This is a genomic window from Pseudomonas sp. Teo4 (assembly GCF_034387475.1).
GTDB lineage: Bacteria > Pseudomonadota > Gammaproteobacteria > Pseudomonadales > Pseudomonadaceae > Aquipseudomonas.
In genome coordinates, this window is the sequence record NZ_JAXCIL010000002.1 from 1722341 (window position 1) to 1740901 (window position 18561).

At 63.0% G+C, this 18561-nt stretch carries 19 protein-coding genes and 1 tRNA gene; 8 read left to right on the forward strand and 12 right to left on the reverse strand.

The genetic code is table 11. From position 1 onward, the window contains the following. Positions 1-95 precede the first annotated feature (95 nt). The 3 genes from selA (at position 96) to PspTeo4_RS24270 (ending at position 3544) form a co-directional block, all read left to right on the forward strand. Entirely contained in the window at positions 96-1523 is a 1428-nt protein-coding gene (gene selA, locus PspTeo4_RS24260; protein WP_322366296.1) for an L-seryl-tRNA(Sec) selenium transferase, read from the forward strand. Continuing rightward, entirely contained in the window at positions 1520-3442 is a 1923-nt protein-coding gene (gene selB, locus PspTeo4_RS24265; protein WP_322366297.1) for a selenocysteine-specific translation elongation factor, read from the forward strand. The genes selA and selB overlap by 4 nt, the downstream gene beginning before the upstream one ends. A gap of 6 nt (positions 3443-3448) precedes the next feature. Next, positions 3449-3544: transfer RNA gene (locus PspTeo4_RS24270), tRNA-Sec, on the forward strand. A gap of 313 nt (positions 3545-3857) precedes the next feature. Here PspTeo4_RS24270 and PspTeo4_RS24275 read toward each other — a convergent pair. Both PspTeo4_RS24275 and PspTeo4_RS24280 read right to left on the reverse strand, forming a co-directional pair. Beyond that, on the reverse strand, positions 3858-4847 hold the full coding sequence (locus PspTeo4_RS24275; RefSeq protein WP_322366298.1) for an asparaginase: 990 nt from the start codon (positions 4845-4847) through the stop codon (positions 3858-3860). A 72-nt stretch (positions 4848-4919) separates the two neighbouring features. Beyond that, positions 4920-6362, reverse strand: a complete 1443-nt coding sequence (locus PspTeo4_RS24280) for a sodium:alanine symporter family protein (RefSeq protein ID WP_322366299.1) — start codon at positions 6360-6362, stop codon at positions 4920-4922. A gap of 178 nt (positions 6363-6540) precedes the next feature. Here PspTeo4_RS24280 and PspTeo4_RS24285 point away from each other — a divergent pair, with 178 nt between their 5' ends. Next, the gene (locus PspTeo4_RS24285; RefSeq protein ID WP_322366300.1) at positions 6541-7350 is read left to right on the forward strand and encodes a helix-turn-helix transcriptional regulator; all 810 of its coding nucleotides are present in this window, start codon (positions 6541-6543) and stop codon (positions 7348-7350) included. 37 nt (positions 7351-7387) lie between these two features. Here the strand turns inward: PspTeo4_RS24285 and PspTeo4_RS24290 are convergent, their stop codons facing one another. Then, on the reverse strand, positions 7388-8182 hold the full coding sequence (locus PspTeo4_RS24290; protein WP_322366301.1) for a TSUP family transporter: 795 nt from the start codon (positions 8180-8182) through the stop codon (positions 7388-7390). Positions 8183-8199: 17 nt separating this feature from the next. After that, the gene (locus PspTeo4_RS24295; protein ID WP_322366302.1) at positions 8200-9240 is read right to left on the reverse strand and encodes a hypothetical protein; all 1041 of its coding nucleotides are present in this window, start codon (positions 9238-9240) and stop codon (positions 8200-8202) included. Between the two features lie 263 nt (positions 9241-9503). Here PspTeo4_RS24295 and PspTeo4_RS24300 point away from each other — a divergent pair, with 263 nt between their 5' ends. Next, positions 9504-10388 carry a sugar nucleotide-binding protein gene (locus PspTeo4_RS24300; protein ID WP_322366303.1) on the forward strand — a complete coding sequence of 295 codons (885 nt, stop codon included), beginning with the start codon at positions 9504-9506 and terminating at the stop codon, positions 10386-10388. Next, complete coding sequence (locus PspTeo4_RS24305; protein ID WP_322366304.1) at positions 10381-11313, forward strand: NAD-dependent epimerase/dehydratase family protein; 933 nt, start codon at positions 10381-10383, stop codon at positions 11311-11313. Before PspTeo4_RS24300 ends, PspTeo4_RS24305 begins: the two co-directional genes overlap by 8 nt. Positions 11314-11540: 227 nt before the next feature. On the opposite strand, the gene PspTeo4_RS24310 is transcribed toward PspTeo4_RS24305, so the two are convergent. From PspTeo4_RS24310 to PspTeo4_RS24330, 5 genes are all read right to left on the reverse strand, one after another. Continuing rightward, a complete protein-coding gene (locus tag PspTeo4_RS24310; RefSeq protein WP_322366305.1) occupies positions 11541-12224 on the reverse strand; it encodes an OmpW/AlkL family protein in 684 nt (227 codons plus the stop codon). A 110-nt stretch (positions 12225-12334) separates the two neighbouring features. Next, positions 12335-12841, reverse strand: a complete 507-nt coding sequence (locus PspTeo4_RS24315; protein WP_416196991.1) for a DUF3299 domain-containing protein — start codon at positions 12839-12841, stop codon at positions 12335-12337. Positions 12842-12922: 81 nt separating this feature from the next. Then, positions 12923-14188: an ABC transporter permease gene (locus PspTeo4_RS24320; protein WP_322366306.1), complete on the reverse strand. Its 1266-nt coding sequence runs from the start codon at positions 14186-14188 to the stop codon at positions 12923-12925. Next, positions 14188-14898: an ABC transporter ATP-binding protein gene (locus tag PspTeo4_RS24325; protein ID WP_322366307.1), complete on the reverse strand. Its 711-nt coding sequence runs from the start codon at positions 14896-14898 to the stop codon at positions 14188-14190. The genes PspTeo4_RS24320 and PspTeo4_RS24325 overlap by 1 nt, the downstream gene beginning before the upstream one ends. Then, positions 14899-15477, reverse strand: a complete 579-nt coding sequence (locus PspTeo4_RS24330) for a DUF2796 domain-containing protein (protein WP_322366308.1) — start codon at positions 15475-15477, stop codon at positions 14899-14901. A 132-nt stretch (positions 15478-15609) separates the two neighbouring features. On the opposite strand from PspTeo4_RS24330, the gene PspTeo4_RS24335 reads away from it, so the two are divergent. Then, positions 15610-15948: a hypothetical protein gene (locus PspTeo4_RS24335; protein ID WP_322366309.1), complete on the forward strand. Its 339-nt coding sequence runs from the start codon at positions 15610-15612 to the stop codon at positions 15946-15948. A gap of 26 nt (positions 15949-15974) precedes the next feature. On the opposite strand, the gene trxA is transcribed toward PspTeo4_RS24335, so the two are convergent. Genes trxA through PspTeo4_RS24350 form a run of 3 tightly spaced genes read right to left on the reverse strand, consistent with a single transcriptional unit; the run spans position 15975 to position 17991 of the window. Continuing rightward, positions 15975-16847, reverse strand: a complete 873-nt coding sequence (gene trxA / locus PspTeo4_RS24340) for a thioredoxin (protein ID WP_322366310.1) — start codon at positions 16845-16847, stop codon at positions 15975-15977. 31 nt (positions 16848-16878) lie between these two features. Further along, entirely contained in the window at positions 16879-17538 is a 660-nt protein-coding gene (locus PspTeo4_RS24345; RefSeq protein WP_322366311.1) for a class I SAM-dependent methyltransferase, read from the reverse strand. Beyond that, the gene (locus PspTeo4_RS24350) at positions 17539-17991 is read right to left on the reverse strand and encodes a YbaY family lipoprotein (protein ID WP_322366312.1); all 453 of its coding nucleotides are present in this window, start codon (positions 17989-17991) and stop codon (positions 17539-17541) included. It lies immediately after the preceding gene. Positions 17992-18096: 105 nt separating this feature from the next. Between PspTeo4_RS24350 and nrdR the strand changes: the two genes are divergently transcribed. After that, on the forward strand, positions 18097-18561 hold the full coding sequence (gene nrdR, locus PspTeo4_RS24355; RefSeq protein WP_008092351.1) for a transcriptional regulator NrdR: 465 nt from the start codon (positions 18097-18099) through the stop codon (positions 18559-18561).

The following is an 18561-nucleotide window of genomic DNA, read 5'->3' on the forward strand; positions in this document are numbered from 1 at the left end:
CCCCACAGTCCCTGAAGGCTGTGCGGTCTTTGTGGGAGCGGGTTTACCCGCGAAAGGGCCCGAACAGACACCGGATCAGTCCAAGGTAGTACTGCATGTCTTCCAGCCTCGCCAGCGACACCCCACGCCTGCCCTCGATCGATACCCTGCTGCGCCACCCAGCCTGCCTTCCGCTAATCGACCGCCACGGCCGCGACGCCGTGCTTGCCACCCTGCGCCAGTTGCTCGACGACCTGCGCGAACCGGCTCGCCTCGGCCAGCTCGGTGCCGCAGAGCTGGCCGCTGAAGTATTACTGGGCCGCGCCGGCGAACGCCTGGCCATCCAGCAACGCAGTCAGGTCCGCCGTGTTTTCAACCTCACCGGCACCGTACTGCACACCAACCTCGGTCGTGCCTTGTTGCCGGAAGAAGCCGTCGAGGCCATGCAGACCGCCGCCCGTTACCCTCTCAACCTGGAATTCGACCTGGCCACCGGCAAACGTGGCGACCGCGATGACCTGATCGAAGGCCTGATCCGCGAGCTGACCGGCGCCGAAGCCGTCACCGTGGTCAACAACAATGCCGCTGCCGTGTTGCTGGCTCTAAACAGCCTCGGTGCACGTAAGGAAGGCGTCATCTCCCGTGGCGAGCTGATCGAGATCGGCGGGGCATTCCGCATTCCCGACATCATGGCCCGCGCGGGTGTGCGCCTACATGAAGTCGGCACCACCAACCGCACCCATGCCCGCGATTACGAAGCGGCCATCGGCCCACGTACTGGCCTGCTGATGCGCGTGCACTGCAGCAACTACAGCATCCAGGGTTTCACCACCCAGGTGCCGACCGCAGAATTGGCGCGCATCGCCCATCAGCATCAATTGCCACTGCTCGAAGACCTCGGTAGCGGTAGCCTGCTGGACCTGACGCGCTGGGGCCTGCCTGCCGAACCAACGGTCCGCCAAGCGCTGGCGGACGGCGCCGATATTGTCACCTTCAGCGGCGACAAACTGCTCGGCGGCCCCCAGGCGGGCATCATCGTCGGCCGCAAGGAGCTGATTGCCAAGATCAAGAAAAACCCGCTCAAGCGTGCCCTGCGGGTCGACAAGATCACCCTTGCCGCACTTGAAGCAGTGCTGGCGCTGTACCGCAACCCCGACCGCCTGGCCGAACGCCTGCCCAGCCTACGTTTGCTGACCCGCAGCCAGGCCGAGATCCAGGCCCAGGCCGAGCGCCTGGCGCCGGAGCTCAAGGCCCATCTGGGTGAGCAATGGGTGGTCAGCGTTGAACCAGCGCTGGGCATGATCGGCAGCGGCAGCCAGCCGGTGGCACGCTTGCCCAGCGCGGCGTTGTGCCTGCGCCCGCAGGTTTCGAAGAAGCTGCGCGGGCGTAGCCTGCATGTGCTGGAGCGGGCCCTGCGAAGCCTGCCGGTGCCGGTGCTGGGCCGTATCGACGACGATGCGCTATGGCTTGACCTGCGCCAGCTCGACGACGAAGCCCAATGGCTGGCGCAATTGCCTGCCTTGCAGTTGGGGCCGGTGCAGTGATCGTAGGAACCGCCGGCCACATCGACCACGGCAAGACCGCACTGCTGCAGGCGCTGACTGGCCAGGCGGGCGACCACCGCCAGGAAGAACGCGCCCGTGGCATGACCATCGACCTCGGATATCGCTACGCGGCCCTGGCCGAAGGGGCGCCGTTGACGGGCTTTATCGATGTGCCCGGTCACGAGCGATTTATCCACAACATGCTGGCCGGCGCCCATGGCATCGACCTGGTGCTGCTGGTGGTGGCCGCCGATGATGGGGTGATGCCGCAGACCCGCGAGCACTTGGCGATCATCGAACTGTTGGGTATTCCCCAGGCGTTGGTGGCGATCAGCAAGTGCGACCGGGTGGAGCCGGCGCGTTTGCTGGAAGTGCGGGCGCAGGTGGCCGAGTTGTTGGCGCCAGGGCCATACGCGGGGGCGTTGCAGTTTCCGCTGTCGAGCGTGACCGGCGAGGGTATCGAGGCGCTGCGCGAGGCTTTGCTGGCGGCCGAAAGGCGCGTGCACCAGCGTAGCGTGCGCGGAGGTTTTCGCCTGGCCGTCGACCGTGCCTTTGCCGTCACCGGTGCAGGGGTTGTGGTCACGGGCACAGCGTTGGCCGGGCAGGTGAGCGCTGGCGACACCTTGTGCCTGGGCAAGGCTGGCAAGCCTGTGCGGGTGCGTGGCCTGCATGCGCAGAACCAGGCGGCGTTGGTGGCCGAGGCTGGGCAGCGGGTGGCGTTGAATATTGCCGCCGAACGCCTGACGGTCGAGCAGGTGCACCGGGGCGACTGGCTGGTGCCTGAATGGCTGCATGCGCCTAGCGTGCGGGTCGATATCGAACTGACTCTGTTGGCGAGCGAGACACGTACCTTCGAACATTTCAGTGCGGTGCACGTACACCTGGGCACCCAGGACGTCACTGCCCGGGTCGCGCTGCTGGAGGGCGAGAGCCTGTCGCCCGGCCAGCGAATGTTTGCCCAGTTGCTGCTCAACGCGCCGCTGCAGGCGGTTCACGGCGATCGCTTGGTATTGCGCGACCAGCGAGCCCAGCGCACCTTGGGGGGCGGTAAGGTGCTCGACCCGTTCGCGCCAAGTCGGCAGCGGCGCAGTGAGGAGCGGCTACGCCAGTTGCAAGTGCTGCGTGCTGCCGAGGGCTTGGAGCAGGCTTTGACGGCCCTGCTGGAAAACGCGCCCGGTGGGGTTGATCCGCAGCGCCTTGAGCGCCAGTTCAACCGCCTTCGAGAGACTTGGCAGCTTCCAAACAATGTGCTGGTTGTGGCCACCCGGCAAGGTCAGTTGTTGTTCGATAAGCGCCAGTGGCAACTACTCAGACAACAGGTGCTGGAGCAACTGGCGTTGTTCCACGAGCAGGAACCCGACCAGCTCGGCCCGGACCGTGACCGCTTGCGGCGCTTCGCTGCCTTGCCTTTGGAGCGACCGGCTTTTGTCAGCCTGCTGGATGAGCTACTTAATGAAGGCGCGATCGCCAGCAGCGGCCCTTGGCTGCATCTGCCGGATCACAAGGTTCAATTGAGTGATGCCGACAGCGCATTGTGGGCGCGTCTGCAGCCTCTTTTGCTGGATGGGCAGTTCGACCCGCCTTGGGTTCGGACCTTGGCCAATGAGGAAAAGTGTGCTGAAGCGGATGTGCGTCTGCTGTTGCGCAAGCTGGCCAGGTTGGGCCTGGTGCACCAGGTGGTGCGCGACCTGTTCTACCCTGAGGCGACTCTGCGGCGCATGGCAGAGCTGCTGCTGGCCCAGGCAACTGACACCCCGATAGTGCAGGTTGCGGCGTTTCGCGATATGTTGGGCATCGGTCGCAAGCGCAGTGTGCAGATTCTCGAATACTTCGACCGCATCGGCCTGACCCGCAGGGTTGCCGACCAGCGTCACATCCGCGCCGACAGCGCCCTGGCTCAGCAGCAGGCCAGGCACTGAGTTCAAGGAAGGCAATCGCGCCCGGTGGCGCGGCCGGGCTTCAAACCCGGTTGGGGACGGCAGCCGTTCCCGGGCAGGTTCGACTCCCGCTGCCTTCCGCCACTTTTTTGCATGTGGGAAGGGCTTCTGGGCTGGTGGACGCCTGGCGCAAGAGGCGCAGCGCCCATGAGATCGAGCGCCGCCCGCGCGGCGCATCGCGAGCAAGGCTCGCTCCTACGTTTGTTTACGGCCAATAACGCCTGTGACAGACGCGCGCGACCGCCTTGTGTGTACGACTCGATATCAAGCCATGCGCCAAGGCGTTCGCGCGCAAATCCCACAGGCATAACTGGCCCGAAACAAACGTAGGAGCGAGCCTTGCTCGCGATGCGCCGCGCGGGCGGCGCGCGATTTTCGCACCACCTCGAAGCTCAAGTCAGGCCCGCTCGCCACACAGATCCAGCGCAAACCACTGCTCGGCCGCATCTACATCCAACCCAGCCCCCAGCAGCGCAAACAGCTTGCCCAGCGCCGCCTCACGAGTCATGCCGCCAGCGCTGACCAACCCTGCACCGCGCAGCTTGTTACCCGCCGCGTAGGTATCGAACACCACCGAACCTTCCGGGCATTGGCTGATCGCAACGATCATCACGCCACGCTGGCGGGCCGCATGCAGCACGTCCAGCAACGCCTGGTCATCCGAGGGGCCGGTACCGCTGCCGTAGCACTCCAGCAGCAAGCCTTGCACGCCGCTGTCCAGCAGAGCGCGCAGATGCTCGGCCTGCAGACCAGGGAACACCGGCATCACCGCGAGGTTGACCTGCGTACGCGGCTGGCGGTAATCGAGGGCGGCAGGCACCGCACCTGCACGCTCGCCCTCGCGGTGGCGAGGCAGGGCGGCAAAGGCGTCGAATGCTTCGCTGCGAAGTTTCGAGACGCGGCAGCCATGCAGCAATTGGCCATGGAAATACAGCTGCACGCCGTCCTCCAGGCCTGCTTCGAACTGACGCAACGCGCCACACAGATTGTCCCAGGCATCGCTGCCTGGGGCGCCTGCCGGCAACATCGAGCCGGTCAGCAGCACCGGTGCCGGCAGGCCAAGCAGCAGGAACGACAGCACGGCGGCGCTATAAGCCAGAGTGTCGGTGCCATGCAGCACCAACACACCATCATGACCACCAACTTCCACCGCTTCGACGATGGCATCACGCATCGCCAGCCAGTTGGCCTGCTGCATGTTGGCACTGTCGAGCAGCGGGTTCATTTCGGTCAGCGACCACTGCACCCGCGGCGCATCGTCCTGCTGGGCGAGGTACTCGCGCATGCGCGCGTCGAAACCACCCGCCGGCGCCAGGCCTTCGGGTGTTTCGAGCATGCCGATGGTGCCCCCGGTGTAGAGGACGAGGAGATTCTTGACTGCACGCATGGAAAGCATCCGTAGCGGTGAGCGGAGAAAGAACAGCCGCCCACGGAAGGGGCGGCTGGGTACGGCAGGATATCAGCGCTGAGTCTGAACTTGGCCAGTGACCTTGTCAGCGGCTGTTTCAGCCTGGGGATTGGCAGGCCAGGCATCGCGGTCCAGGTCCAGGTCGGTGAACTTGGCCGAGTCGAATACCGGCTGCTTCACGCCAGCCTTGCGCTGGGCGTCGTAGTCACGCATCACACGCAGGCCGATCTTGAACAGCAGGGCCAGGGCGAGCAGGTTGACGAACGCCAGGCAGGTCATGGTGATGTCGGCGAAGGCGAACACGGTGGACAGGTCTTGCACCGAACCCCATACGATCAGTGCCAGTACCAGGCCGCGGAAGACCATCAGCACCACACGGTTGCGGGTCAGGAACTGCAGGCTGTTCTCGCCCAGGTAGTAGTTGTAGAGGATGCAGGTGAACACGAACAGCGACAGTGCGACGCTGACGAACAGGCGACCCCAGTCACCGACTACAGCAGCCAGGGAGTTCTGGGTCAGGACGATGCCGTCACCTTCGAAGCCCGGGGTGTAGAAGCCCGACAGCAGAATCAGCAGCGCGGTGCAGGTGCAGATGACGAAGGTGTCGAGGAACACGCTGAACGCCTGGACCACGCCCTGGGCGCCCGGGTGTTTCACAGCGGCGACCGCGGCGACGTTAGGGGCACTGCCCAGGCCGGCTTCGTTGGCGAACACGCCGCGCTTCACGCCCATGACGATGGCGCTGCCGAGCAGGCCGGCGAACGCTGGGTCGAGGCCGAAGGCGCTCTTGAAGATGGTCTCCAGCATGGCCGGAACGTGTTCGATCTGGCTGCCGATTACGTACAGAGTGACGCCGATGTAGGCCAGGGTCTTGACCGGAACCAGCAGGTCGGACACTGCCGCGATGCGCTTGATGCCGCCGAGGAAGACGATCGCCAGCAGCACTGCCAGGGCAATGCCGGTGTGCTGCGGGTTGAAGCCGAAGGCGTTCTGCAGCGAGTGGGTCACGGTGTACGACTGCAGGCCGTTGAAGGCGAAGCCGTAGGTGACCAGCAGCAGAATCGAGAACACCACCGCCATGCTTTTCAGCTTCAGGCCGTGCTGGATGTAGTAGGCCGGGCCGCCGCGATACAGGCCGTCGCCATCGGCGCGCTTGTAAACCTGGGCCAGGGTACATTCGAAGAAGCTGCTGGACATGCCCACCAGTGCGGTGACCCACATCCAGAATACGGCACCTGGGCCGCCCAGGGTCACGGCGATGCCGACACCTGCGATGTTACCGGCGCCGACGCGGCCGGCGAGGCTCAGCATCAGGGCCTGGAACGAGCTCAGTTGGCCTGCCTGGCCGCGCAGGGATTCCTTGAAAACACTGAACATGTGGCCGAAATGGCGGAACTGGACGAATCGCGAGCGGATCGTGAAGTAGCTGCCGAGTCCGACGATCAGCACGATGAGAAGTTTCCCCGAAAGGAAATCGTTGAGTGCTTCGAGCATTGGAAAATGACCTCGATTCTTATTGTTCGTGTGGAAAGACCAGCGGGCGGCAGGCGCGCCGCTATGTGTTGGGGCGCATGGTTGGCTATGACAAGAGTGGTTACAATTTCGCGGGTTGCTCTGACTTGATGCGACTTGATGCTACAATTGCGCCATTCGCGTCACCTGGATTCCACACATGAGCGATCATTTCGCTACCAACCTGAAACTGGCTTGCAGCCACTACCGCTCTATTTCCGAAGTTTGCCGGCAGTTGTCGATCAACCGTGCTCAGTTCAACAAGTACCTGAGCGGGCAGAGCCGTCCGACGGCTTACAACCTCAAGCGCATCGGCGACTTCTTCGGTGTCGAGGACTACGAGCTGAACCTGCCCGCCGAGCAGTTCGCCCGACTGATCGGCGCGCGGGTATCGGCGGTGGCCGATCAGCCCAGCGACCCGATCAGCGAAATTTTCAAGCCGCTGCACGCGCATGCCGGCAACCTGTCGCGTTATTGCGGGTACTACTTCGAGTATTCCAACTGCATGTCGGTGCCGGGCACGATCCTGGTGTCGCTGGTGCACCTGCGCGAGGAGCGCGGCCACTTCCTGTTCGAGCGTCAGGAGCGCCAGGAGCGTTCCAGTGCGGCCGACCAGCATGCCGAAGTCCGTTGCCGCTACCTGGGCGCGGCGTTCCAGTTGCAGGACCGGGTGTTCCTGATCGACTACGAATCGCTGACCCTCAACGAGATGAGCCAGACCATTCTCATTCCCAGCTTCAAGAGCCGCATCACCCGCCTTAATGGGCTCAAGACGGGGGTTTCCAGCGGCGACCGGCGCAACCCGGCCTGCACCCGGGTGGTCTGGGAGTACCTGGGGGAGGAGATCAACCGCATCAATGCCTACCGGCAGGTCAAGTTGTACCGGCCGGATGACCCGCGTATCGATGACGATGTGCGCGAGCGGTTGAGCGTGGGGCCGTTGAGCAACGGGTTGTTCGAAATCGAGTGACGGTCAACGCGTCAAGCGGGCTCGCCGCTGGCGCTTTCTAGAAGAATTGGCTGTGCAGCCATTCGCCAAGCGGGTTGCCCGTGTCGAGCAGTAGCTTGAGCGCCATGATGCAGCAAACACAGACCAGCAGTGGCTTGATGAGCCGCGGGCCGAAGTGTACCGCGCAGCGGGCGCCCAACTGGGCACCCACGAATGAAGCAAGCGCCATTGCCAGCGCCAGTGGCCAGATGATCGCTCCGCTGAGTGAAAACACTGACAATGCACCCAAGTTACAAGCTGCGTTCAATAGTTTGCTATTGCACACGGCTTGTATCAGGTGTTGGCCCAAGAGAATCACGCAAGCCACCATGAAGAACGAGCCGACACCTGGGCCGAAGATCCCATCATAAAACCCGATGATTGGCGCAACTGCCACGCAGAAGAGGCTGGTCGATATCTTCGCTTTACGCGCTTGCTCATTCGGTTTGGGGCTGAAGGCGAAGTAGGCGGCCACCAGAATCAGCAATATGGGTACGCACGCCTGCAAAACGGTTTTGGGTAAGTAGCTTGCTGACAGGGCTCCGAGAGCACCTCCAGCGAAAGACATGAGCGCCATTGGGCTACCGCGTCGCCAGTCGATCATGCCCTTGCGGGCAAAGGCACACGTGGCTGAAACCGTGGCCGAGGCCGCCTGGAATTTATTGGTGGCGATTGCCGCCAAGGGTTCGATGCCGGCAATGAACAACACTGGGAGTGTGATCAGGCCTCCGCCACCGGCAATCGCGTCGAAAAAGCCCGCCATCAATGCAACCAGAGCGAGTATCAAAATAAGCGACAAGTCGAGTTCGATCATCGGGCGTTTTCCTGTTCTCAACCACGAACCAGTAAGGGGTCTTCAGTGAGCACCACGGGTACTGCGAAGGGGGAATATCCAAACTGACGCACGAGAAGCCGCCGGTTGTCCCGAACCATGTCGCGGCCATGCAACGCTCGGCTGTTGTTGATCAACAATGCGCTGTCAGGCTGCAGGACGAACGTCAGCGGTTGTGCGTTGTTCAGCGTTTTCTGAAACGCGTCGAAAGCGTGTGCAACAGCGCTGCTGGCGCACTCATTCAATGAGAAGCGGTAGCTGTTGTAACGGAGCGAGAAGCCACCATTGGCCTCGAACTGCAGCATTGAAACTGCTTTGCCATCACTGCCGAGGCCTTGAGCAAAACAGTCGCTGCGAGTGAAGTCGAAAGATGCCGAAGTGAGCGCAAGGGCTTCCAGGCTGCCCAAACGCTCGAGGATATCCCGAAGCGGAAATACACTCGTGGGTTCATTGGCAGGGTTCCAGCGTGCCGTGAGAATCAGTGCAGAGGGGGCAGGGGAGCGGTTGTCGTTGGCAATGGTCGAGCAGTTGTAAGGTGCTTCGGTGTGCGGCCCCAGGCGCAAGCCTGCATGCGAGCTGATTTCAACTTCCGTGCTGGAGGGCTCGTCGGGTCGCGGGACGCAGCCACCTCCCTTGAAGTTGCCGACCAGGCGGATTTGTTTGCCTTCGTTGTCGATATCGAAGGCAAAGCTGCGATGACGAGCCAGCTCCAGCAGCAACTGGTTGCGTGAAGCGAGGTATTGGCAGCGAGGACTTTGCGCCAAAACTGAAATGTCGGGTAGCTGTTCGGGCATCGGGTCGTCTGGGCAAGGCATCTGCCTGTACATCAAGGCAGAAAGATGGCCTTCGCTAAAGCGCTGCAGAACGGAACGTTGGTTTTCGCTCAAGGTTTTTTCGATTCGTTTGGCGAATAGTCGAGCCTGAAGTGCGACCCCTTTGGCCTCTGGCCCTCCAGATTCAGTGATGGCCTTGCTTGCAGAGGCTATGGCCTGGCTTTGCTCCAGGTTGAAGTCCAGGTGAGCGACTTCCGAATGAGGCATTGGACGGTCCCCGATAACTGATGTTTGAAGCTCCCCAGCTGGCAAGTGGGTGAGTCAACTATTCAATGCAGTTATGCTCTAGGGGGGAAGTCAGCTCGTTCCGGGCTTGTCGTAGGAGATATCTGCTGGTTACGGCATTGAAATTCGAAAGTTCGAAATCTTTACCGTCCGTGGCATTGGCTTTGCCCTGAGTTGGACTTCCCAGGCAGGAAACCGCAAAATGGCTCCTTTCCCCTATCAACCTGTTCGGATCTGCTGACTCTATGCGTATGCGCCTGATGCTGTTGGGTGGTGGCAATGCCCTCGGGCAAGCGCTGATTCGTCTCGGGGCCGAGGAGGACATCGCATTCCTGGCGCCGCGCCCGCCCGAAGACGGCTGGACACCGGCCAGCCTCACTCAGCTGCTGGACGATCATCGCCCCGATGCCCTGGTCAACCTGGCTTACTATTTCGACTGGTTCCAGGCCGAGTCGGTCAGCGAGCAGCGCCTGGCCCAACAGGAGCGGGCGGTTGAGCGGTTGGCCGAGCTGTGCCAGCACCACCAGATCACTCTGGTGCAACCGTCCAGCTACCGGGTTTTCGACGGCTCGCGGGCCACGGCCTACAGCGAGAAGGACGAGCCCGTGCCATTGGGGCTGCGTGGCCAGGCGCTGTGGCGCATCGAACAGAGCGTGCGGGCGGCCTGCCCTCACCACGTGCTACTGCGCTTCGGCTGGCTGCTGGACGAGAGCATCGACGGCACGCTGGGTCGCTTCCTGACCCGTGCCGAACAGCCGCAGGAGCTGCTGCTCGCGGATGATCGCCGCGGTAATCCAACCCCTGTCGACGATGCTGCCCGGGTGATTCTCTCGGTCTTGAAGCAGCTCGACTGTAGCGCGCCGCTGTGGGGCACCTACCACTACGCCGGTAACGAGGCGACCACGCCGCTGGCGCTTGGCCAGGCGATCCTCGGCGAAGCAGGGCAGTACCGCAAGCTGGCTGTGCAGGCACCTACGGCGCAGGCCCACACCGCCCGACCGGATGCCAGCGAAGAGCCTCAGCACGCGGTGCTGGCCTGCAAGAAAATTCTTCACACCTTTGGCATCAAGCCGCGTGCCTGGCGCGCTGGTTTGCCGCCTCTTCTGGACCGATTCTACCGCCATGGCTGACGCCCCCATTCTCATCACCGGCGGTGCCGGCTTCATTGGCTCCCATCTGTGTGATGCATTGCTAGGCAAAGGCTACGCCGTACGCATCCTTGATGACTTGTCCACAGGCAAGCGGGACAACCTGCAACTGGGCCACCCACGGCTTGAATTGATCGAAGGCGATGTGGCCGACGCCGAGCTGGTCAATCGCGCTGTCGCGGGTTGCTGCGCCGTGGTGCACCTGGCTGCGGTGGCTTCGGTACAGGCATCGGTCGAAGACCCGGTGAAAACCCACCAAAGCAACTTCATCGGCACCCTCAACGTGTGTGAGGCGATGCGCGTGCATGGCGTACGTCGTGTGCTGTTCGCCTCCAGTGCCGCGGTGTATGGCAACAACGGCGAGGGCGAGTCGATCGTCGAGGACACGCCCAAGGCGCCGCTGACGCCCTACGCTGTGGATAAACTGGCCAGCGAGCAGTACCTGGACTTCTATCGTCGCCAGCATGGCCTGGAGCCGGTGGTGTTCCGCTTCTTCAATATCTTCGGTCCGCGTCAGGACCCGTCCTCGCCGTACTCCGGCGTGATCAGCATTTTCTGCGAGCGAGCGACTCAAGGGCTGCCGATTACCGTGTTCGGCGATGGTGAGCAGACCCGCGACTTCCTCTACGTGGCAGACCTGGTGCAGGTGATGGTGCAGGCACTGGAGAAGCCACAGGTGGAAGAGGGGGCAGTGAATATCGGGCTGAACCAGGCGACTTCGCTGAACGACCTGTTGAAGGCGTTGGAGAAGGTGGTGGGCGGACTGCCGTCGATCAGCTACGGGCCGGCGCGGTCGGGTGATATTCGCCATTCTCGGGCAGATAACCAGCGGTTGCTGGCGCGGTTCGATTTTCCACAACCTACGTCGATGGTCGACGGGTTGGCTCGGCTATTGGGGAAGGGCTGACGTAAAGCGTTAGCCTACCTGGCCCTATCGCCGGCAAGCCGGCTCCCACATGGACCGCGCCGTTCTCAAGAACATTGCAGTACCTGTAGGAGCCGGCTTGCCGGCGATGGGGCCGGTACAGGCAACTCAAGACAGTTGCTCCCACATGGACCGTGACGTTCTTCTGTAGGAACCAACCAAGGCAGCACAGCGGGGGCGCAACGCCCCCGCGATTCTTGCAGTGGCAATCAGAACTTGTAGCCGAGGCCGACCATGTAGACCCATGGGTCTACATCCACGTTGACCTTGGTCTTGCTGTAGCCCAGTGCGCTCGGGCCATCGACGGTGGCCTTGGTGTCGATGTCGACATACCAGATAGAGGCGTTGACCAGCAGGTTGTCGGTCAGCAGGTAATCCATGCCCAACTGGCCAGCAATGCCGACCGAGTCTTGCAGCTTCAGGTTGCTGAAGCCCTGCTGTTTGCGCTCGCTGCTGAGGTCTTCATCGAAGAACAGGGTGTAGTTGATGCCGATGCCTGCATACGGCTGGAACTTCGAGTTCGCTTCCATCGGGTAGTACTGCAGCGACAGGGTGGGTGGCAGTTGCTTGATATCGGCCAACTTGCCGTCCAACCCGCCGCCGAGGCCTTTCACGCCAACGGTGTGCTGGAAGGGGGTGGCAGCCAGCAGCTCTACGCCAATGTGATCGGTGAGCATGTAGGCGAAGGTCAGGCCCAATTGGGTATCGCTGTCCAGCGTGGCCTTGGTACCCGACACCTTGTTGCCATCGAACTTGAGGTCACCGCTGCTTTCGTTCGGTGCGGTGGTGATGGCGCCAGCGCGAAGGATCATGTCCCCCGCCTGATAGGCGTGGGCAACAGGGGCCGCGAACGCCAGGGCAACGAGTGCGGCGCCGAGCAAGGACTTGTTCATGGAAGCTCCCAAAGGACGTGAAAATTTTGTGAAGCCCAATGGTACGAAGTCGCATAAACAGAAAGTTTGACCCAGCTCAAAGAAGCGTGCGCACGAACGGGTAACAGTTCTCACTTCAGCTCATAAGCGTATATTTTCTCGGCCTCCATCTGGTAACCCGCGTCGGCGAGTTCGCTGCTGGAGGCTCTAACCTGCATCTTTCCCTCGATCCAGTACGGCTGGTAGAGGTCTTCGACGCGCACACCCATTTCACTGAAAATGTGCACGATCTGGTTCGACGGTGGTGGCGGTACATGGATGCAGGCGCCGTAGTAAGGCACCAGGAGAAACTCGGTGGTGCGGCCTTCTTCGCTGACTTCCAGTGGCACGATGTAGCCAGGCAGCTTGATCTGCTGGCCGTCCAGGTTCTTCACCACGGGCGCGTCAGGCGCCTGCTGGCGCGCTGCGGGAGCGGACTCGGCGGACAGGGCGTCGCTTAATTGCGACATGTCGTGTAGCGGCGCCAACTGTGGCGGAATCACTGGCGCGCCTTCGGGAATGAGCGCAGGCCAGTCCAGCTCGCGGGGTTCCGCGGCCCAAGCTGGCAGCGCCAGTGCCAGCAGCATCAACAGCAGCATCGGTAATGCGTGCGACGCGGTCCCTGTGGGAGCCGGCTTGCCGGCGATGAGGCCGGTAAATTTTTCGATCATGGCGAGTCCTTAGAGGTGAATCGACAGGCCATCGGCCAGCGACTGCCGATAGGCGCGCCAGGCCGGCACGCTTCCCATCAGCAGCGCAGCGCCAAGAATTATCGCCAACAACGTCCATTCGTGTGCGCTCGGCCAGGCCAGTGGCAGGTACAAACCATAGTTGGCCTGCACGTAGCCCTGAGCCAGGGCGATACCCGCATAGAGCAAGCCAAGCCCTGCGGCGATACCGGCCAGGGCCAGGGCAAAGGCTTCCAGCACCAGCAAACCTGCGATGTGCCATGGCCGGGCGCCCACCGAGCGCAGAATGGCCATTTCCCGGCGACGTTCGTTGAGGCTGGTGAGGATGGCTGTGAGCATGCCAATCAGCCCGGTCAGCACCACGAACAGCGACACCACGAACAAGGCCTGTTCGGCCGTGCTCATCAGGCTCCACAGCTCTTGCAGCGCCACTCCAGGCAGAATCGCCAGCAGCGGCTCGTTCCGGTATTCATTGATCTCGCGCTGCAGGCTGAAGGTGGCGATCTTGTTGTTCAGACCCAGCATGAAGGCTGTGATGGCTGCGGGCTGCAGGTCCATGCCGCGTGCCTGTTCGGCGCTGATACGCCCGGCGCCACGGGCAGGGACACCGTTGTGCCAGTCGATGTGGATGGCTTCCATACCACCCAGGCTGATGTGCAGCGTGCGGTCCACAGGGGTACCGGTGCGCTTGAGTACACCCACCACGGTGAACGGTTTGTCATCGTGCTTGACCAGGCTGATGGCGGCCACGCCATGGGCCAGTACCAGCTTGTCCCCCAGCTTGTAATGCAGTGCATCGGCCACTTCAGCACCCAGCACCACTTCGAACGGGTCGTCAGCGAATGCCCGGCCCTGGCTGAGTTCCAGATGTTGGCGGCGGCCGTACTGGTAGTGGCTGAAGTAATCGCCAGTGGTGCCCATCACCCGGTAGCCACGGTGCGAGTCGCCCAGCGAGATGGGAATCGCCCATTTCACACGGGGGTCTTTGGCGTAGTGTTCGAAGCTGTCCCAGCGGATGTTGTTGGTGGCGTTGCCAATGCGGAACACCGAATAAAGCAGCAGGTTCACCGAGCCCGAACGGGCGCCGACGATCAGGTCGGTGCCGCTGATGGTGCTGGCGAAGCTGGCGCGGGCCTCGGTGCGTACCCGTTCGACGGCCAGCAGCAGGCACACCGACAGGGCAATGGCAAAGGCGGTGAGGAAAGCGGTGAAACGGCGGTTGGCCAGGCTGGCCAGGGCAAGGCGAAGCAGGTACATCAGGCCTCCCGGGGCTTGGCGGCGCGGTTGAGCTCGGCCAGGGACAAATGACGGTCGAACAAGGGGGCCAGGCTCTGGTCATGGCTGACGAACAGCAGGCTGGAGCCGGCCGCGCGGCATTCGTCGAACAGCAGGCGAATGAACGCCTCACGGGTGTCGGCGTCAAGGGCCGAGGTCGGCTCGTCGGCGATCACCAGTTCCGGTTGACCGATCAGCGCCCTGGCTGCGGCGACGCGTTGTTGCTGGCCGATCGACAGGCTGCCGGCGCGGCGGGCGAGCAGGGCTGGGTCGTCCAGGCCCAGATGGGCCAGTAGTGTGGCGGCCGCCTGGTCGACGCTGCCGTGGCGTTCCACGGCGCGTGACGCCCGGTTATGCGAGAAGCGGCAGGGAAGCTCGACGTTCTCGCGCACCGAAAGAAACGGCAGCAGGTTGAACTGTTGGAAGATGTAGCCGGTGTGGTCGACACGGAACCGGTCGCGGGCACCCTGACTCAAGCTCGACAGGTCTTGGCCAAGCAAGCGGATGCTGCCCTTGCCGGGTTGGTTGACGCCGCCCAGCAGGCCCAGCAGGGTGGTCTTGCCACTGCCGCTGGGGCCTTTGAGGAACAAGGCCTCGCCGGCCTCCAGGCGCAAGGCTGGGATGTCCAGCAAGGGCGACTGCCCCGGCCAGGCGAACACCAGGTCACGCAGTTCGATCAGCGGCTGGCTCATTCAGAATGCAACCGTGGCCTTGGCAGGGGTGGCTTCCACGCCCTTCTGACCGTTCGGGCCGATCAGTTGCACGATGATTTTCTGGGTCTGCGGGAAGGTTTTGAACAGCGGGCCGAGGTCGAGTTGGGCAAGTTTGTCCGGCTGTGCACAGGTCAACTGGTAGTGGGCGTTGACGTCCGCGTGCTGGTGGCCGTGTTCGTGGGCGTCGCCGTCCTCATCGGCATGGGCAGCGTCGCCAAACAGCGGGCTTTCGAGCTCCTGGGCGTCTTCCTTGCAGGCAGCAGCTTGGGCCAGACCGAATAGCTTCAGGGGTTGCTCAAGCTGTTGGCGGGCAGCAGCCACCTTGGCTTTGTCGGCGTCAGTGCTGGGCGCGTGCTCGAACCCGACCAGGTTCATCGCCGGGCTGTCCAGTTCCAGCTCCAGGGTGTTGCCATCAAGCACGGCGTTGAGCTTGGCCACGCCGTGTTCATGGGCGGCAAGTGTGCCGTGGGCATGATCGTGGTCATGGTCGTCATCGTGGGCATGGGCCGCAGCCAGAGGCAGCAGGGCGAAGGGCAGGGCGAGCAGCAGACGACGCATGGGCGACTCCAGGGTTGGGTGGCGATGTTTTGGTAATGTTATAACAATTTTTCTCGCCCCCGCCAGCCTGTGTGGCGCAGGTTTCATGTTCATGGGAGCATGACGCATTGACCTGTATTCAAGGACCGCATCGTGAGAATTCGTGGACACATTGGTGATTGGCCGGTGGACCTGACCATTGAACTGGAACCGGCGGAGTGGGCGCAGCTGGGGCGGCAGATCGAAGTACCCACAGCTGCTGAGGTGGTGCCTGCGGCCACGGCGCCGCGTCAAGACGATGGACAATGGTCGGCGGCGCGGGAAGTGCTACGCCAGGCTGGGCACATGAATGGGCCTGAATTGTTGGATCGGCTGGAAGGGCTGACGGGGAGTACCGCGGCGGGCAAACGGCTGCTGGTGCGCTTGCGGCACAGCAGTGAGGTGAAGGTGGAAAGTGGTGTGGATGCGCCGGTGTATCACTGGGTGGGGTGATACGCCGGCGATCAGGCCCGTGGGCGTCAGAACATCGCAGATGACAGCTTGCGTCGGTACACACTCACCAGCGGGTGATCGTTACCCAGCAGCTCGAACACCTGCAGCAGCGACTTCTGCGGCAGACCATTTTCATAGCCACGGTTACGCTGGAACAGCTTCAGCAGCCCATCCAGGGCCGCTTCGTACTGCTGGCGCGCCAATTGCTGAATGCTCAGCTGGTAGGCGGCTTCATCATCCTGCGGGTTCTGCGCCAGACGGCTTTTCAGCTCGGCGACTTCCGGCAGGCTGGCAGCCTGGCGCAGGAAAGTCAGCTGCACCTTGGCTCCAGCCAGCGCGGCCTTGTGCTCGTCGGTCTTGACCGCATCCAGCACCACCTCGGCTTCACCCAGCTCGCCACGTTCGGCCAGGCAGCGGGCATACAGGATCAGCGCTTCGGCGTTGCTGTTATCTTCACCCAGCAGTTGCTTGAGCAAGGCTTCGGCTTCAGCGAAACGGCTTTCGGCGAACAGGGCCTTGGCCTGCTCCAGCGGGCTGGCCGCAGGTGCGGCAGGCATTTGTACGTGCGGTTCGAGCATGGCGCGGATCGCCGACTCCGGCTGCGCACCCGCGAAGCCGTCGACCGGCTGGCCGTCCTTGAACAGCACCACGGTCGGCAGGCTGCGGATACCGAACTGGGCAACGACCTGCTGTTCAACATCGCAGTTGATCTTGGCCAGCAGCAGTTCGCCCTGATAACCCTCGGCGATCTTGGCCAGCAGCGGCATCAATGCTTTGCACGGCGCGCACCACTCGGCCCAGAAATCGACCAGCACTGGCTTGTGGAAGGAGTTCTCGATGACCAGTTGCTGGAAGGTGGCATCGGTGGCATCGAAGATATACGGTGTTTCCTGGCTCATCGTAACTCTCGCAAATCCGTGAATGGCACCACTATAAAGGCTCGCGGCTGGCGTGGTACAGGCAGACACGGCGGAATTCGTGCGGCTCGGCCAGGTCCGGTAGGGTAAGGGCTTCGAGCACGCCCAGCTGGCGGTACAGCGGGTGGCTGAAGTCACGTACCCGCGAGTCGGCCACCAATGCCTGGCGACCGCGATCCAGGAACGCGTCCAGTAGCGGCAGGTTGGCGCGGTCGTAGAGCACATCGGCCACCAGGATCAGGTCAAACCGGTCGGCCTCGGCGAAGAAGTCGCTGCTGTAACCCAGCTCCACGCTATTGAGCGCGGCATTGGCCCGGCAAGCGTCCAGCGCCAACGGATCAAGATCGCAGGCCACCACCTCCAGGGCGCCCGCACGGGCGGCGGCAATGCCAGCAATGCCTGAGCCTGCGCCGAAATCCAGCACCCGCTTGCCGGCCACCCACTCAGGCCGTTCGGCCAGGTAGCGGGCCATGGCCAGGCCGCTGGCCCAGCAGAAGCTCCAGTAGGGCGGGTCTTCGAGGATGCGGCGGGTTTCTTCGCTGCTGAAGGCACGGTCCATGTTTTGCTCGTCGATCAGCCAGAGCTTCAGCTCACAGCCCGGCAATTCGCTGACGATCAGCCGCGCTTCGCCGATCAGGCCGCTCAGGGCCTGTTGCAGGTGCTGTGGCGCCATTTACGGCGCCTTCTCGAAACGCAGCGGGCCGGTGGCCTGGGTTTGCGCCTGGACAATGCGCACCGGCGGCAGGTGCAGGATCAACTGCCCGGACTGACTGGCGCGGCCGCGCAGTTCGACCCGGGCGCCGGCGGGGAAGACTTCGGGGTTGAAGCGCAGTTGGTAGGGCAGGGCCTGGCCGGTGCCGGTCAGGGTGCTGCTGGCCAGCAATTGTTGCGGGCGGTCACGCTCGTCGATCACCAGCAAGGCCAGTTCGACGTTGGCTCCGGCGGGAATGTCCAGCAGCGTGCCGCTCAGCTCGCGCTGGTAGGCCGGCAATGGGCCGAGTGGCTCGGCCTTCTTCGCCACCCTGGCCGGCGTGGGCGCAGGGGGCTGTTCGGTCTTGGGCCGGTCGCTGCTGCAGGCAGCGAGCAGGGCGGCGCAGCACAGCACGGCGAGCGCTCGAAGATGCATGGGGTCGTCCTTCACGGGCAGAATTGAATGGATGTTAACCCCTTTGGCTTGTCTTGCCAGTGCAATGCGCTACCATGGCCCTCCCTTTTTTTGTTGCCTGCCACCATGCACTGTCCCTTTTGCGGTGCCAACGACACCAAGGTCATCGACTCGCGTCTGGTCGCCGAGGGCGAACAGGTGCGTCGCCGGCGCGAATGCGTCGCCTGCGGCGAGCGTTTCACCACCTTCGAAACCGCCGAGCTTGTACTGCCCCGGCTGATCAAGCAGGACGGCACGCGCCAGCCCTTCGATGAAGAGAAGCTGCGGGCCGGCATGCAGCGCGCGCTGGAAAAGCGCCCGGTCAGCGTCGAACGCCTGGAGGCTGCACTGGCGCACATCAAGAGCCGCCTGCGTGCCACTGGCGAGCGTGAGGTCAAGTCTTTGGTGGTCGGCGAACTGGTGATGGCCGAGCTGCGCAAGCTCGACGAAGTCGCCTACATTCGTTTCGCCTCGGTCTACCGGCGGTTCCAGGACCTCGACGAATTCCGCGAAGAAATCGACCGACTGGCCCGCGAGCCAGCTAAAGAGTAA